This window comes from Mycolicibacterium sp. Y3, from assembly GCF_051188035.1.
Classification (GTDB): Bacteria; Actinomycetota; Actinomycetes; order Mycobacteriales; family Mycobacteriaceae; genus Mycobacterium; species Mycobacterium fluoranthenivorans.
In genome coordinates this window covers 5542548-5557223 of sequence record NZ_JAVQLT010000001.1, presented here as the reverse complement: position 1 = coordinate 5557223, position 14676 = coordinate 5542548, and the positions used below count along the sequence as shown (strand labels likewise).

Below are 14676 nucleotides of genomic sequence, written 5' to 3'. Positions count from 1 at the left end.
GCGCAGCGGATTCACGCTCGACGCGGGCGCTGTCGGGCCACGCACCTAGACTGGACGGCGTGCTCATCGGTTCGCATGTCGACAATGCAGATCCCCTGGCCGCCGCCACCGCAGACGGCGCCGACGTGGTGCAGTTCTTCCTCGGCAACCCGCAGAGCTGGAAGAAGCCGGCGCCGCGTGAGGATGCCGAAACGCTGCGTGCCTCCGCGGTTCCGCTGTACGTCCACGCGCCCTACCTGATCAACGTCGCGTCGGCGAACAACAAGGTGCGCATTCCCTCGCGCAAGATCCTGCAGGATACGTGTGACGCCGCCGCGGCGATCGGCGCCACCGCCGTCATCGTGCACGGCGGACATGCCGACGACAAGGACATCGAGGCCGGATTCGAGCGTTGGGTCAAGGCCCTGGACGCACTCAACACCGACGTGCCGGTGTACCTGGAGAACACCGCCGGCGGTGATCACGCCATGGCCCGCCAGTTCGACACCATCGCCCGGTTGTGGGATCACATCGGTGACAAGGGAATCGGCTTCTGCCTGGACACCTGCCACGCGTGGGCGGCGGGGGAGGCCCTGATCGACGCGGTGGAGCGGATCCAGGCCATCACGGGACGTATCGACCTGGTGCACTGCAACGACTCCAGGGACGCGGCCGGTTCGGGCGCCGACCGGCATGCCAATTTCGGTCTGGGACAGATCGATCCGCAACTGCTGGCCGCCGTCGTGAAGGCCGCCGCCGCGCCCGTCATCTGCGAGACCTCCGAAGAGGGCCGCAAGGACGATATCGCCTTCCTCCGCGAGAACGTCTAGGCCCGTGCGCCTGGCCGCGTTGCTGGCGGTGGCCCTGCTGACCGCGGGCTGCACCGGACTCAGCGCGGCGGCCGCCGGATCCACCGTGCACCATCTGGGGGACCGCACCTACCTGCTATACGTCCCGGACGGGCTGCCCGCCCAGGCTCCGCTGGTGGTCATGTTGCACGGCGGGTTCGGCAGTGCCGCCCAGGCCGAGCGAGCCTATGGCTGGGATCGGTTGGCCGACATCGCGAAATTCGCGGTCGCCTACCCCGACGGACTGGGCCGCGCCTGGAACGCGGGCGGCGGCTGTTGCGGACGGTCGGCCGCCGATGGTGTCGATGACGTCGGTTTCGTCGCCGCGGCCGTCAGCGATACCGCCCGTCAGGTCGATGTCGATCCGAAGCGGGTATACGCCACCGGGATCAGCAACGGCGGAATGATGACGTACGCCCTGGCCTGCCACACCGCGATCTTCGCCGCGATCGGCCCGGACTCCGCGACGCAGTTGGATCCCTGCCCGGCCCCGCGCCCGACGTCGGTGCTGCACATCCACGGCACTGCGGACAGCCGGATCCGTTACGGCGGCGGCCGGGGTGAGGGCTTCGCGCATATCGACGGGCCGTCGGTGCCGACGGTGAACACGTTCTGGCGCAACGTCGATCAGTGTGCTGCGCCCGCGGTCACCGTCGATGGATCGGTCACCACGTCGGTGGCCGAATGTGCCGATGGACGCGGGGTGACGCTGATGACGGTCGACGGCGGCGGCCATGAGTGGCCGGGGTTCGCCACCGACCGGCTATGGCAGTTCTTCGCCGCTCACCCGGCCAAGTAGACCTTGCGCAGGGTCTCGGTCACGGTCCACACCGTCTCGGCTCCCGCTGCCAATCGCACCACGTCACCGGGCCCGAGCGCCAATGGTGCGGTGCCGTCCGCGAATTCGACTGTCGCCGCGCCGGACAGCACGACGAACACCTCGTCGGCCTCGACGTCGGTCATCACCCCGGGCGTCATCTCCCAGATGCCGAGCTCCAGACCACCGAACTCGGTGAGGGTGTGTACGCCGGTGCGCGCGGAGCTGTCGGGTACCGGCTCCAGGCGCAGTTCCAGATCGGCGGCACGGACGACGGAGTTGGGCTTCACGACCGTCACATTACAGATCTTGTGCAGTTGTCGGCAAAATGTAACAGTGGAGGAATGCCGGATACCCATCTCGTGACCAATCAGGTCCCGCCGCTGGAGAACTACAACGCCGCCACCTTCCCTGCGCTGGCCGAAGCGCTCATCCGGGAGGGCGGTGAATGGGGCATCGACGAGGTGCACGAGGTCGGCGCGCTCGGGGGCAGCCGGCGCGCTCAGCGCTGGGGTGACCTGGCCGACCGCAACGTCCCGATCCTGCACACCCACGACCGCTACGGCCATCGCGTCGACGAGGTCGAATACGACCCCGCCTACCACGAGCTGATGAATGCGGCGGTCAACCACGGACTGCACGCCGCGCCATGGGCCGATGACCGGCCGGGTGCCCATGTGGTGCGGGCGGCCAAGATGTCGGTCTGGACTCCCGAGCCGGGCCACGTCTGTCCCATCTCGATGACCTATGCCGTGGTGCCGGCGCTGCGCTGCAATCCCGAGCTAGCGGCGGTGTACGAGCCGCTGCTGACCAGCCGGGTCTACGACCCGGAACTGAAGGTCCCCGCCACCAAAGCCGGTCTCACCGCGGGTATGTCGATGACCGAGAAGCAGGGCGGTTCCGACGTGCGCGCCGGTACCACCCAAGCCACCCCCAACGGCGACGGCAGCTACACGCTGCGCGGCCACAAGTGGTTCACCTCGGCCCCGATGGGCGATATCTTCCTGGTGCTGGCACAGGCCCCAACCGGGCTCAGCTGTTTCTTCCTGCCCCGGGTGCTGCCGGACGGCAGCCGCAACCGGATGTTCATCCAGCGGCTCAAGGACAAGCTGGGCAATCACGCCAACGCCTCCAGCGAGATCGAGTACGACGACGCGACCGTATGGCTGGTGGGCGAGGAAGGTCGCGGCGTCAAGACGATCATCGAGATGGTCAACCTGACTCGGCTGGACTGCACCCTGGGCAGCGCCACCAGCATGCGCACCGGCCTGACCCGTGCCGTGCACCATGCCCAGCACCGCAAGGCCTTCGGCGCCTATCTGATCGACCAGCCGCTGATGCGCAACGTGCTGGCCGACCTGGCCGTCGAGGCCGAAGCCGCCACCATGCTGGCCATGCGGATGGCCGGGGCCACCGACGCCGCGGTACGTGGTGACGAACGCGAAACCCTGTTGCGCCGTATCGGTTTGGCCGCGGCGAAGTACTGGGTGTGCAAGCGCGCGACCCCACATGCCGCCGAAGCCATGGAATGCTTCGGTGGCAACGGCTACGCCGAGGAATCCGGTATGCCCAGGCTGTACCGCGAAGCCCCGCTGATGGGAATCTGGGAGGGATCGGGCAACGTCAGTGCGCTGGACACGTTGCGTGCCATGGCAACCCGACCGGAATGCGTCGACGTGCTTTTCGACGAGCTGGCCCAGACCTCCGAGCCCAGGCTGGATGCCCACGTCGCCGGGCTGAAGGCGCAACTCGGCGATGTCGACGGTATCGAGTATCGGGCCCGAAAGATCGCCGAGGACATCAGCCTTGCCCTGCAGGGCGCGCTGTTGATCCGGCACGGGCATCCCGCGGTCGCGGAGGCGTTCCTGGCCAGCCGGCTCGGCGGGGCGTGGGGCGGAGCCTATGGCACGCTGCCGGCCGGGCTGGACCTGTCGCCGATCATCGAGCGCGCCCTGGTCAAAGGATGAGCCTGCAGACAGTGCCGCTGAAAACGATGACCTACGAGGTCACCGATCGCGTCGCCCGCATCACCTTCAACCGCCCGGAGAAGGGCAACTCGATCGTCGCCGATACCCCGCTGGAGCTCGCGGCGTGCGTAGAACAGGCCGACCTTGACCCGGCGGTGCACGTCATCCTCGTCTCCGGTGCGGGGGAGGGGTTCTGTGCGGGATTCGATCTGAGCGCCTACGCCGACGGCACCTCGTCCGCGGGCGGGGCGGGCCGTTACGACGGGACCGTGCTGGACGGCCGGACCCAGGCCGTCAACCATCTCCCCGACCGGCCCTGGGACCCGATGATCGACTACCAGATGATGAGCCGGTTCGTGCGGGGGTTCTCCAGCCTGATGCGGGCCGACAAACCGACGGTGGTCAAGATCCACGGCTACTGCGTGGCCGGGGGCACCGATATCGCGCTGCATGCCGACCAGGTGATCACCGCCTCCGACGCCAAGATCGGCTACCCGCCGATGCGGGTCTGGGGGGTGCCGGCGGCGGGCCTGTGGGCGCACCGCCTCGGCGACCAGCGCGCGAAAAGGCTGCTGTTCACCGGGGATTGCCTCACCGGGGCGCAGGCGGCCGAATGGGGCCTGGCCGTAGAGGCCCCTGAGCCGGCGGACTTGGATGAGCGCACCGAGCGGCTGGTCGGGCGCATTGCTGCGATGCCGATCAACCAGCTCATCATGGCCAAGCTGGCCTGCAACACCGCGCTGTTGCAGCAGGGCGTGGCCACCAGTCAGATGGTCAGCACGGTCTTCGACGGGATCGCCCGGCATACGCCGGAGGGCCATGCCTTCGTGGCCGACGCGACCGCGCACGGCTTCCGCGAGGCGGTGCGCCACCGCGACGAACCGCTGGGGGATCACGGCCGGCGCACGTCGGGGGTCTGAGGTGCTGCGCCTGACGGCTCGGTCGGTGGTGCTGAGTGTGCTGCTCGGTGCGCACCCCGCCTGGGCCTCGGTGGCCGAATTGATCCATCTGACATCGGATTTCGATATCAAGGAGGCCACCCTGCGGGTGGCGCTGACCCGGATGGTCGGCGCGGGCGATCTGGTTCGCTCCGACGACGGTTACCGGCTGTCGGAACGGCTGCTCACGCGGCAACGCAGGCAGGACGATGCCATCGCCCCGCAGATCCGGACCTGGGACGGCGACTGGATCACGTTGGCGATCACGGCCGTGGGGGCTGATGCCCGTAGCCGCGCGGAACTGCGGAATACTTTGGTTCAGAACAGGTTCGGCGAACTTCGTGAGGGGTTGTGGCTGCGGCCGGACAATCTGGCCCAGCCGGTTCCTGCCGCGGACCGGGTTCGGGTACTGCACTCGCGGGACGACGATCCGGCCGGGCTCGCGTCGCTGTTGTGGGATCTGCAGGCGTGGTCTCAGACGGGTTGGCGCCTGCTGGCCGAGATGCACGCCGCCGCCGATGTGCCGGCGCGGTTCGTGGCCGCCGCGGGCATCGTCCGGCACCTGGTCACCGACCCCGTGTTACCCGCCGAACTCGTGCCCGCCGACTGGCCGGGTGCGGACTTGCGGCGGGCGTATCAGGACTTCGCGGCGGAATTGGTGGCGCTGCGCGACAAGGTGGAGGCGAGATGACGGATTCGGCGGGCAGGAGCGTAGCGACCGGGGGGACAGGAGCGGCGGAAGCAGGGGAGATAGAAGCGACCGGGGGGACCGATTCGGTGCGGGTGGAACGCAACGGACCCGTCACTACGGTGATCATGGACCGCCCGCAGGCCCGCAACGCAGTCGACGGCCCCACCGCGGCGCAGCTGTACGCCGCGTTCGACGAGTTCGACAACGACGACACGGCTGCCGTCGCCGTGCTCTGGGGGGAGAACGGAACTTTCTGTGCCGGAGCCGATCTGAAGGCCTTCGGCACACCGGAGATGAACCAGACCCACCGCACCGGGCCGGGCCCGATGGGACCGACGCGGATGGTGTTGTCAAAACCGGTGATCGCCGCGGTGAGTGGCTACGCCGTGGCCGGCGGCCTGGAACTGGCGCTGTGGGCCGACCTGAGGATCGCCGAGGAGGACGCCGTGTTCGGGGTGTTCTGCCGGCGCTGGGGGGTTCCGCTGATCGACGGCGGCACCGTCCGGTTGCCGCGGTTGATCGGGCACAGCCGTGCCATGGATCTCATCCTCACCGGCCGTGCGGTGGACGCCGCGGAGGCCCTGGCGATCGGCCTGGCCAACCGGGTAGTGCCCAAAGGCGATGCCCGCCGGGCGGCCGAGGAACTGGCTGCCGAACTGGCCGCGCTGCCGCAGTTGTGCCTGCGTGCAGATCGTCTTTCGGCAATGCGGCAGTGGGGTGAATCCGAGCAGGCGGCAATGGATTTCGAGTTCGCCAGCCTGCAGACGGTGGCCGCCGAGTCGGTCGCCGGAGCGAAGCGCTTCGCCGACGGCGCCGGCCGGCACGGCGCCCAGGCTTGATCGGACGGGCCTACGGGCTCTTGCTGATCTTGTTGCCCGACCCGAGATCGTCGACCTTGGGGTCGCCGTCCTTGTAGACCACGGTGTTGTTCAGGCCGACCACGCTGATCGACTTGTCCACGTGGTCGAAGGTCAGCTTGTTGTCCGCGCCGCCGACGTTCACGCTGGAGCAGGTGCCTTTCACGGTCAGCGTGTTGTTGGAGCCGCCGATGTTGAGGGCTTTGCCCTCGGCACAGTCGATTTCGGCGGTGGTGCCGAACGAGCCGTAGTTGATGGTGTTGCCGATCTCCACCTGCGCGCCGGAGGTACCGGCGGTGGCGGTGGGGGCAGGCTTGGTGTCGCTCGTCCCGCACCCGGCAAGTCCGAGCACCAGAACGGCCGCCGTCAGCGGCCCGACGATGTGTAGACGCATGACTCCTCTATTCACCGGTGGTCCTCCCAGATTAGGTGACGGGCACATCGATGATGGGCCGTCGCTCACCCGCGCCGGGACCGTCGAAATGCCACCATTCGCCGGCGTATGGGGTGAAGCCGCCGGCCACCATTGCCGCGCGCAGTTGTGCGCGGTTCTGTTGCGCGATCGCGCTCACGCCCTCGGTGGCGAAGGCGTGGGCCTCCGGGGTGAAGCTGTCGAAACCGGTGCCCATCTCGGTCAATCCGGCGGCACTCGCGGTCGTCACGTCCACCGATCGTCCCGACTCGTGGCTCTTCGAGTAGGGGCCGGGTTTGGCGACCCAGGCCGGGTTGGAGACCACATCGAACATGCGGACCTGCACATCGTGCGGCCGATAGCAGTCCCAGAACACCAGTACCAGCCCGTCGGCACGCAACCGCGACGCCGCGGTGGTCAGGCCATCAACCAGTGATTCGTGCACCAGGCAGCGTGCGCCGGCGGGGTAGAGCGGAACACCCACGAAGTTGTCCGCGGTGGCATAGCGCAGATCGATGACAGCGTCGGGGACGACGGTGCGCACATCGACGAAACCCGCCGCTGCGGCCGCGTCCGACACCGGGGGCACCGGAACCGTGGTGGACATCGGCCTCACCTGCAACGGGGCCGGAGCGCATGCCGCGACGGAGCACACCGCGACGACGCACACGACGACGACACCGAGCAGTCTCCGCACAAGATCAGGCGGGTGCGCGGTTGATGCGATTGGCCATGCCGAGCTCGCGACCGCGGTCGATGACGGCCGGATCGCCGTCGTGGTAGATCACGGTCTGGTCGTAGCCGTACACCGTGATGTCGTTGATGACGTTGTCGGCGATCACGATGTTCGACGACCCCTGCAGCGCCACGCCCCAGCAGGTGCCCTTGGCGTTGATGGTGTTGCCGGTGCCGGTGACGAACAGCGTCGCGTTGTTGCAATCCAGGGTCTGCACGACACCCTGGCCGGTGATGTGGGTGTCGCCGTTCTTGGCGTCGGCGGGCGGGGCGAGGACGGTCAGGACGGACGGGATCACCAGGGCGCATGCCACCGCGGTCCGTCGGCTTCTCTGCACGGTCACGTTCGCCACCTTCCTATGGATGAGAGAAGAGTACGTTGCCTGGGGCCTCGGTAGAACGTGTTATCGCCGGTTGGCCGGTTCGGTTCGACGGGTCGCCGCGGACGGTGCTGCTCGGTAGCGTGTGCTCGATGCGTGGGCGCGGCAATCGAGCAGTGGCGATGGTCGTCGCGGTGGTCCTCGCCATGATCCCTGCCCTGGCCGGGTGCACCCAGACGGTGGACGGCAGTGCGCAGTCCGCCGCACCCGGCGGCCCGTCCGACGAGCGCAGCTACGGCTACGCCGACAACCGGTGCGGCCTGCTGGAGGACAGCACGGTGGCGCAGACCCTCGGCGCCGACAACGTGGTCCGGCCGTACAGCGGTGCGGTGTGTCAATACGTCCTGGACCGTGAGAAGGCCGTGGTCGACGTGGTGTTCGCCTGGTTCGACTCCGGCAGCCTCGATCGTGAGCGTGCCCTCGCCGGTGAGCGCGGCGCCCAGATCACCGACACGGTCATCGAACGGCACAAGGCCTTCCTGGCTCGCCGGGACGGGATCGGGGTGGCGTGCTCGGCGACCGCTGCGGGTGGGGGCGGGGTGCTCAGCTGGTGGGTCCAGTACCGGCACCAGAACAGTGCCGACCCGTGCCCGGATGCGGAGAAGTTGTTGTCGGCCACCCTGAAATCGGATCTCTGACATGACCAGGGCGCTGACGGTACTGCTCGCAGTGTGCGCGACGGCCACGCTGAGCACCGGGTGCGGTGCGGTGGGGGAGCGGGACAAGCCCCGTACCCCGGCCCCGGCGGCTGGTGAGCACCCCGGTTTCCGCGGAGCCGACTGCAACGGGATCACGGACGCGGATATCACCGCGGCGGCCGGAAAGGCGATGTTCAGCCAGGCGGTGGTGAGCGACGCCGGCTGTTTCTGGCAGGAGAGCACGCTCATCGGCTCGTTCGGGGCGGGTATGGGCATCTCGACCTGGTGGTATCGCGGCAGTGATATGGACACCGAGCGCGCACTGGAGCAGAACGCCGGGCGCACGCTCACCGAACTGTCGGTGGACGGCAACCGGGGATTCAAGGCCTTCGACGCCAATGCCTGCAGCATTTATGTCGCCAAGGGCGACGATGTCATCACGTGGTCGATCCAGACGATGAATCCGGCCATGCTGCCCGACCTCTGCTCGATCACCGAGCGGCTTGCGCAGCTCAGCCAGGACCGCGTGAACTAGAGTCCTTCGTTAACCCGAAATGCCGGGTGTCCATGAGAACACGGTCGGCCGAGCGAAGGATTAAGCGAATATGGCAGCGCGGGTGACCAAACTCAGTCGCGATGCCATCGTGAACTCGGCATTGGTGTTCTTGGACCGCGAGGGTTGGGACGCACTGACCATCAACGCCCTGGCCACCCAGCTCGGCACCAAGGGGCCCTCGCTCTACAACCACGTGCAGAGCCTGGACGACCTGCGCCGCACGGTGCGGATGCGGGTGATCGACGACATCATCGGCATGCTCAACACCGTGGGTGAGGGCCGGACCCGCGAGGACGCCGTGGTCACCATGGCCAGTGCCTACCGCAGCTACGCCCATCACCACCCGGGGCGGTACTCGGCGTTCACCCGGATGCCGCTGGGTGGCGACGACCCCGAATACACGGCGGCCACCAGGGCCGCGGCCGAGCCGGTGCTGGCGGCGCTGGCCTCCTACGGGCTCGACGGCGAGAACGCGTTCTATGCGGCGCTGGAGTTCTGGTCGGCCCTGCATGGCTTCGTGCTGCTGGAGATGACGGGGGTCATGGACGATGTCGATACCGACGCCGTCTTCACCGATATGGTGCTCCGGCTGGCAGCGGGGATGCAGAGGCGCTAGCCGTCCGGGGCGAGCGAAGCGACGGGGCATCAAGCACGGGGTTGACGCCCTTCCAACCTGTGGTGTCTGACCTGCGATAAGGCCGCTACGCACGGGTTTGGTTGCGCGCGGGCCACCCTGGTATTGTGGATCCCCGTGCCTGGTCGACAGGGCCGCATGCTGCCTCAAAATGGTCGGCATGCCTGCGCGCCGGGCGGATTCGTATGTCCGCAGGCATCGGAATGCTATCGATTCGATGGGTTTCTGGTGGGTGCGACACGCCCGATCGCGGGGTAAGCGGTAGGGCGAAAACAGCAGTACAGAGACTTACGCAAGCAGAGCAGAAACAGAAAGCCGGTACATGCCAACCATCAACCAGCTGGTCCGCAAGGGTCGCCGCGACAAGGTCGCGAAGGTGAAGACCGCGGCCCTCAAGGGCAGCCCGCAGCGCCGTGGCGTGTGCACTCGCGTGTACACCACCACCCCGAAGAAGCCGAACTCGGCGCTTCGGAAGGTCGCACGTGTGCGCCTGACCAGCTCGGTCGAGGTCACCGCCTACATCCCGGGTGAAGGCCACAACCTGCAGGAGCACTCGATGGTGCTGGTGCGCGGTGGTCGTGTGAAGGACCTCCCCGGTGTGCGTTACAAGATCATCCGCGGCTCGCTGGACACCCAGGGTGTCAAGAACCGCAAGCAGGCACGTAGCCGTTACGGCGCGAAGAAGGAGAAGAGCTGATGCCGCGCAAGGGTCCCGCACCGAAGCGCCCGTTGGTCAATGATCCGGTTTACGGGTCGCAGCTGGTCACCCAGCTGGTCAACAAGGTCCTGCTCGATGGGAAGAAGTCGCTGGCAGAGCGCATCGTCTACGGCGCGCTGGAGCAGGCTCGCGACAAGACCGGTACCGATCCGGTCGTCACCCTCAAGCGCGCGCTGGACAACGTCAAGCCCGCCCTCGAGGTGCGCAGCCGCCGCGTCGGTGGCGCCACGTACCAGGTCCCCGTCGAGGTCCGTGCCGACCGCTCCACCACTCTGGCCCTGCGCTGGCTGGTGAGCTTCAGCAAGGCCCGCCGCGAGAAGACGATGGTCGAGCGTCTCGCCAACGAGATTCTGGACGCCAGCAATGGCCTGGGTGCCGCCGTCAAGCGACGCGAGGACACCCACAAGATGGCCGAGGCGAACCGGGCCTTCGCGCACTACCGCTGGTGATCTCGACGCCGACGCGGAGTGGCGTCGGCGGAAACACCAATAGCAACCAAGCAAGCGAAAGAGTGGGAATCTAGCCGTGGCACAGGACGTGCTCACCGACCTCACGAAGGTCCGCAATATCGGCATCATGGCGCACATCGACGCCGGCAAGACGACGACGACCGAGCGCATCCTCTTCTACACCGGTATCTCGTACAAGATCGGTGAGGTGCACGACGGCGCCGCGACGATGGACTGGATGGAGCAGGAGCAGGAGCGGGGTATCACCATCACCTCGGCTGCGACCACCTGTTTCTGGAACGACAACCAGATCAACATCATCGACACGCCGGGCCACGTCGACTTCACCGTCGAGGTGGAGCGTTCGCTGCGCGTGCTCGACGGTGCCGTCGCCGTCTTCGACGGTAAGGAAGGTGTCGAGCCCCAGTCCGAGCAGGTGTGGCGGCAGGCCGACAAGTACGACGTCCCGCGCATCTGTTTCGTCAACAAGATGGACAAGCTGGGCGCCGACTTCTACTTCTCGGTGCAGACCATGAAGGACCGCCTCGGCGCGAACGTGATTCCGATCCAGTTGCCGATCGGCTCCGAGAACGACTTCGAGGGCGTCGTCGACCTGGTCGAGATGAAGGCCAAGGTGTGGCGCGGCGAGACCAAGCTCGGCGAGAAGTACGACGTCGTCGACATCCCGGCCGATCTGCAGGAGAAGGCCGAGGAGTACCGCACCGCCATGATCGAGGCCGTCGCCGAGGCTGACGACGAGCTCATGGAGAAGTACCTGGGCGGCGAAGAGCTCACGGTCGAGGAGATCAAGGCGGGCCTGCGCAAGCTGACCGTCAGCAGCGCGGCCTACCCGGTGCTCTGCGGCTCCGCGTTCAAGAACAAGGGCGTGCAGCCCATGCTCGACGCGGTCATCGACTACCTGCCGACGCCGCTGGACGTCGCGGCCGCCGAAGGCCACGTCCCGGGCAAGGAAGACGAGATCATCTCCCGGAAGCCCTCGGCCGACGAGCCGTTCTCCGGGCTGGCCTTCAAGGTCGCCACCCACCCGTTCTTCGGCAAGCTGACCTACGTCCGGGTGTACTCGGGCAAGGTCGACTCCGGTGCGCAGGTCATCAACTCGACCAAGGGCAAGAAGGAGCGGCTGGGCAAGCTGTTCCAGATGCACTCCAACAAGGAGAACCCGGTCGAAACGGCGTCCGCCGGCCACATCTACGCGGTGATCGGCCTCAAGGACACCACCACCGGTGACACCTTGAGCGACCCGAACAACCAGATCGTGCTGGAGTCGATGACCTTCCCCGATCCGGTGATCGAGGTGGCCATCGAGCCCAAGACCAAGAGTGACCAGGAGAAGCTGGGCACCGCGATCCAGAAGCTCGCCGAAGAGGATCCGACCTTCAAGGTGCACCTGGATCAGGAGACCGGCCAGACCGTCATCGGCGGTATGGGCGAGCTGCACCTGGACATCCTGGTCGACCGCATGAAGCGCGAGTTCAAGGTCGAGGCCAACGTCGGCAAGCCGCAGGTGGCCTACAAGGAGACCATCAAGCGCGCCGTGCAGAACGTGGAGTACACCCACAAGAAGCAGACGGGTGGCTCCGGCCAGTTCGCGAAGGTCATCATCAGCCTCGATCCTTTCGAGGGCGAGGACGGCGCGACCTACGAGTTCGAGAACAAGGTCACCGGTGGCCGCATCCCGCGCGAGTACATCCCGTCGGTCGACGCGGGTGCACAGGACGCCATGCAGTACGGCGTGCTGGCCGGTTATCCGTTGGTCAACGTGAAGGTGACGCTGCTCGACGGCGCCTACCATGACGTCGACTCCTCGGAAATGGCCTTCAAGGTCGCGGGTTCGCAGGCGTTGAAGAAGGCTGCCGGACAGGCGCAGCCGGTCATCCTGGAGCCCATCATGGCTGTCGAGGTCACCACGCCCGAGGATTACATGGGCGATGTGATCGGCGACTTGAACTCCCGCCGTGGTCAGATCCAGGCCATGGAGGAGCGCAGCGGTGCGCGCGTCGTCAAGGCGCAGGTGCCGCTGTCGGAGATGTTCGGCTACGTCGGCGACCTTCGGTCGAAGACCCAGGGCCGGGCCAACTACTCCATGGTGTTCGACTCGTACGCCGAAGTTCCGGCGAACGTGTCGAAGGAGATCATCGCGAAGGCGACCGGGCAGTAGTCCGGTACCTTGCAGACCGCACAACTGAACACATCAACACACCTGCTTTAAACAAAGCACCAACAAGTCCAGGAGGACACCACAGTGGCGAAGGCGAAGTTCGAGCGGACGAAGCCGCACGTCAACATCGGGACCATCGGTCACGTTGACCACGGCAAGACCACGCTGACTGCAGCAATCACCAAGGTTCTGCACGACAAGTACCCCGAGTTGAACGAGTCGCGCGCATTCGACCAGATCGACAATGCGCCCGAAGAGCGTGCTCGTGGCATCACGATCAACATCTCCCACGTGGAGTACCAGACCGACAAGCGTCACTACGCACACGTCGACGCCCCCGGTCACGCGGACTACATCAAGAACATGATCACCGGTGCGGCCCAGATGGACGGTGCCATCCTCGTGGTCGCCGCCACCGACGGCCCGATGCCGCAGACCCGCGAGCACGTGCTGCTGGCCCGCCAGGTGGGTGTGCCCTACATCCTGGTGGCGCTGAACAAGTCCGACATGGTCGACGACGAGGAGCTCCTGGAGCTCGTCGAGCTCGAGGTCCGCGAGCTGCTGGCCGCTCAGGACTTCGACGAGGAGGCCCCGGTCATCCAGGTGTCCGCACTCAAGGCCCTCGAGGGTGACCCGAAGTGGGTCAAGTCCGTCGAGGATCTGATGGACGCCGTCGACGAGTCGATCCCGGACCCGATCCGCGAGACCGACAAGCCGTTCCTGATGCCCGTCGAGGACGTCTTCACCATCACCGGTCGTGGCACCGTCGTCACCGGCCGTGTCGAGCGTGGCGTGATCAACGTCAACGAAGAGGTCGAGATCGTCGGCATCCGTCCCGGCACCACCAAGACCACGGTCACCGGTGTCGAGATGTTCCGCAAGCTGCTGGATCAGGGCCAGGCCGGTGACAACGTCGGTCTGCTGGTTCGTGGCATCAAGCGCGAGGATGTCGAGCGCGGCCAGGTCATCGTGAAGCCGGGCACCACCACCCCGCACACCGAGTTCGAGGGCAGCGTCTACATCCTGTCCAAGGACGAAGGCGGCCGCCACACGCCGTTCTTCAACAACTACCGCCCGCAGTTCTACTTCCGTACCACGGACGTGACCGGCGTGGTGACCCTTCCCGAGGGCACCGAGATGGTGATGCCCGGTGACAACACCGACATCTCCGTCAAGCTGATCCAGCCCGTGGCCATGGACGAGGGCCTGCGGTTCGCGATCCGTGAGGGTGGCCGCACCGTCGGCGCCGGCCGGGTCACCAAGATCATTAAGTAGGCTCCGCCTACAGGATCATCTGAGTGATCTAGCTTTACCGCGAAGCGGCGCTCACCTTCGGGTGGGCGCCGCTTTCGTATGCGTACCCTGCGCCCAAACGCACATTTGGGCCGGTTTGTGCGAGTGGAATTCGGCCGAATGTCGATCTCGGTGCCGAGAGTGTGGGATCGGTAGCCGTTGTCGGGCGATGTACTCGTCGGCATGAAGATCAGCTATCTCGCCGCCCCGCTGCTGGCGATCGGCATGGCCGTCGCCGGCAGCGGGTTCAGTGCCACCACCGCCGAGGCAACCCCCGGTGGCAGCTGGCCCGGTTGCCCGCCGGACAGCCCGGAGGGTCCGTGCCGCTGGTGCCCGGGCGATCCGCCGGTGCAGACCGGCAACCTGCGAGTGAACCCGGTGGTGTGGGACAACAACGTCTGCCACACGTATTGGTACGTCTATCACGGTCAGGGCAATGTGGCCCAGAACATCTTCGAGGGCGAACTGCCCCCGGCCCCACCGCCACCACCGCCGAACCTCACGCCGCCACTGCCCGAGGGTTGGTGTTGGTCGTTGTTCCTGCCTACTCCGTGCCCGCCGGGGGTCAAAGGTCCGGGTATCTGA

At 66.8% G+C, this 14676-nt stretch carries 18 protein-coding genes; 14 read left to right on the top strand and 4 right to left on the bottom strand.

Translation table 11 applies throughout. From position 1 onward, the window contains the following. Positions 1-59: 59 nt before the first annotated feature. Positions 60-809, top strand: a complete 750-nt coding sequence (locus QN239_RS27180) for a deoxyribonuclease IV (RefSeq protein WP_090360001.1) — start codon at positions 60-62, stop codon at positions 807-809. 4 nt (positions 810-813) lie between these two features. After that, positions 814-1626, top strand: a complete 813-nt coding sequence (locus QN239_RS27175) for an extracellular catalytic domain type 1 short-chain-length polyhydroxyalkanoate depolymerase (RefSeq protein ID WP_499015039.1) — start codon at positions 814-816, stop codon at positions 1624-1626. Here QN239_RS27175 and QN239_RS27170 read toward each other — a convergent pair. Further along, the gene (locus QN239_RS27170; protein WP_499016987.1) at positions 1611-1934 is read right to left on the bottom strand and encodes a cupin domain-containing protein; all 324 of its coding nucleotides are present in this window, start codon (positions 1932-1934) and stop codon (positions 1611-1613) included. The genes QN239_RS27175 and QN239_RS27170 overlap by 16 nt on opposite strands. 54 nt (positions 1935-1988) lie before the next feature. Here QN239_RS27170 and QN239_RS27165 point away from each other — a divergent pair, with 54 nt between their 5' ends. The 4 genes from QN239_RS27165 (at position 1989) to QN239_RS27150 (ending at position 6079) form a co-directional block, all read left to right on the top strand. Then, positions 1989-3611: an acyl-CoA dehydrogenase family protein gene (locus tag QN239_RS27165; RefSeq protein ID WP_499015038.1), complete on the top strand. Its 1623-nt coding sequence runs from the start codon at positions 1989-1991 to the stop codon at positions 3609-3611. Then, entirely contained in the window at positions 3608-4531 is a 924-nt protein-coding gene (locus QN239_RS27160; RefSeq protein ID WP_499015036.1) for a crotonase/enoyl-CoA hydratase family protein, read from the top strand. Before QN239_RS27165 ends, QN239_RS27160 begins: the two co-directional genes overlap by 4 nt. A gap of 4 nt (positions 4532-4535) precedes the next feature. After that, the gene (locus QN239_RS27155) at positions 4536-5240 is read left to right on the top strand and encodes a PaaX family transcriptional regulator C-terminal domain-containing protein (RefSeq protein ID WP_499016986.1); all 705 of its coding nucleotides are present in this window, start codon (positions 4536-4538) and stop codon (positions 5238-5240) included. Positions 5241-5326: 86 nt separating this feature from the next. Next, entirely contained in the window at positions 5327-6079 is a 753-nt protein-coding gene (locus QN239_RS27150; protein WP_499016985.1) for a crotonase/enoyl-CoA hydratase family protein, read from the top strand. Between the two features lie 10 nt (positions 6080-6089). Here the strand turns inward: QN239_RS27150 and QN239_RS27145 are convergent, their stop codons facing one another. The 3 genes from QN239_RS27145 to QN239_RS27135 all read right to left on the bottom strand — a co-directional run bounded on the left by QN239_RS27145 (position 6090) and on the right by QN239_RS27135 (position 7558). Next, positions 6090-6491, bottom strand: coding sequence for a DUF3060 domain-containing protein (locus tag QN239_RS27145; RefSeq protein WP_167156823.1), 402 nt, complete (start codon positions 6489-6491; stop codon positions 6090-6092). A 31-nt stretch (positions 6492-6522) separates the two neighbouring features. Continuing rightward, positions 6523-7116: a M15 family metallopeptidase gene (locus QN239_RS27140; RefSeq protein ID WP_499015034.1), complete on the bottom strand. Its 594-nt coding sequence runs from the start codon at positions 7114-7116 to the stop codon at positions 6523-6525. Positions 7117-7210: 94 nt separating this feature from the next. Next, positions 7211-7558, bottom strand: a complete 348-nt coding sequence (locus tag QN239_RS27135; protein ID WP_235632970.1) for a DUF3060 domain-containing protein — start codon at positions 7556-7558, stop codon at positions 7211-7213. Positions 7559-7716: 158 nt separating this feature from the next. Here QN239_RS27135 and QN239_RS27130 point away from each other — a divergent pair, with 158 nt between their 5' ends. The 8 genes from QN239_RS27130 (at position 7717) to QN239_RS27095 (ending at position 14676) form a co-directional block, all read left to right on the top strand. Next, positions 7717-8262, top strand: a complete 546-nt coding sequence (locus QN239_RS27130) for a DUF3558 domain-containing protein (protein ID WP_499015032.1) — start codon at positions 7717-7719, stop codon at positions 8260-8262. A gap of 1 nt (position 8263) precedes the next feature. Beyond that, positions 8264-8797, top strand: coding sequence for a DUF3558 domain-containing protein (locus QN239_RS27125; RefSeq protein WP_499015029.1), 534 nt, complete (start codon positions 8264-8266; stop codon positions 8795-8797). A 70-nt stretch (positions 8798-8867) separates the two neighbouring features. Beyond that, positions 8868-9434 (top strand): TetR/AcrR family transcriptional regulator, encoded by a 567-nt coding sequence (locus tag QN239_RS27120; protein WP_090359977.1) that lies wholly within the window; start codon positions 8868-8870, stop codon positions 9432-9434. 340 nt (positions 9435-9774) lie between these two features. Continuing rightward, entirely contained in the window at positions 9775-10149 is a 375-nt protein-coding gene (gene rpsL / locus QN239_RS27115) for a 30S ribosomal protein S12 (RefSeq protein WP_090359975.1), read from the top strand. Beyond that, positions 10149-10619: a 30S ribosomal protein S7 gene (gene rpsG / locus QN239_RS27110; protein ID WP_090359972.1), complete on the top strand. Its 471-nt coding sequence runs from the start codon at positions 10149-10151 to the stop codon at positions 10617-10619. Before rpsL ends, rpsG begins: the two co-directional genes overlap by 1 nt. Positions 10620-10695: 76 nt before the next feature. Further along, positions 10696-12798 (top strand): elongation factor G, encoded by a 2103-nt coding sequence (gene fusA / locus QN239_RS27105; RefSeq protein WP_090359970.1) that lies wholly within the window; start codon positions 10696-10698, stop codon positions 12796-12798. A gap of 84 nt (positions 12799-12882) precedes the next feature. Beyond that, a complete protein-coding gene (tuf, locus tag QN239_RS27100; protein WP_090359967.1) occupies positions 12883-14073 on the top strand; it encodes an elongation factor Tu in 1191 nt (396 codons plus the stop codon). A gap of 201 nt (positions 14074-14274) precedes the next feature. After that, positions 14275-14676 carry a hypothetical protein gene (locus QN239_RS27095; protein ID WP_499015023.1) on the top strand — a complete coding sequence of 134 codons (402 nt, stop codon included), beginning with the start codon at positions 14275-14277 and terminating at the stop codon, positions 14674-14676.

Bases quoted from the DNA above. Each gene is read 5' to 3' on its own strand.
- QN239_RS27120 (WP_090359977.1), top strand. From the start codon at position 8,868: ATGGCAGCGCGGGTGACCAAACTCAGTCGCGATGCCATCGTGAACTCG.
- QN239_RS27095 (WP_499015023.1), top strand. From the start codon at position 14,275: ATGAAGATCAGCTATCTCGCCGCCCCGCTGCTGGCGATCGGCATGGCC.
- QN239_RS27125 (WP_499015029.1), top strand. From the start codon at position 8,264: ATGACCAGGGCGCTGACGGTACTGCTCGCAGTGTGCGCGACGGCCACG.
- QN239_RS27165 (WP_499015038.1), top strand. From the start codon at position 1,989: ATGCCGGATACCCATCTCGTGACCAATCAGGTCCCGCCGCTGGAGAAC.
- rpsG (WP_090359972.1), top strand. From the start codon at position 10,149: ATGCCGCGCAAGGGTCCCGCACCGAAGCGCCCGTTGGTCAATGATCCG.
- QN239_RS27140 (WP_499015034.1), bottom strand. From the start codon at position 7,116: ATGTCCACCACGGTTCCGGTGCCCCCGGTGTCGGACGCGGCCGCAGCG.
- QN239_RS27130 (WP_499015032.1), top strand. From the start codon at position 7,717: ATGCGTGGGCGCGGCAATCGAGCAGTGGCGATGGTCGTCGCGGTGGTC.
- rpsL (WP_090359975.1), top strand. From the start codon at position 9,775: ATGCCAACCATCAACCAGCTGGTCCGCAAGGGTCGCCGCGACAAGGTC.
- QN239_RS27145 (WP_167156823.1), bottom strand. From the start codon at position 6,491: ATGCGTCTACACATCGTCGGGCCGCTGACGGCGGCCGTTCTGGTGCTC.
- QN239_RS27160 (WP_499015036.1), top strand. From the start codon at position 3,608: ATGAGCCTGCAGACAGTGCCGCTGAAAACGATGACCTACGAGGTCACC.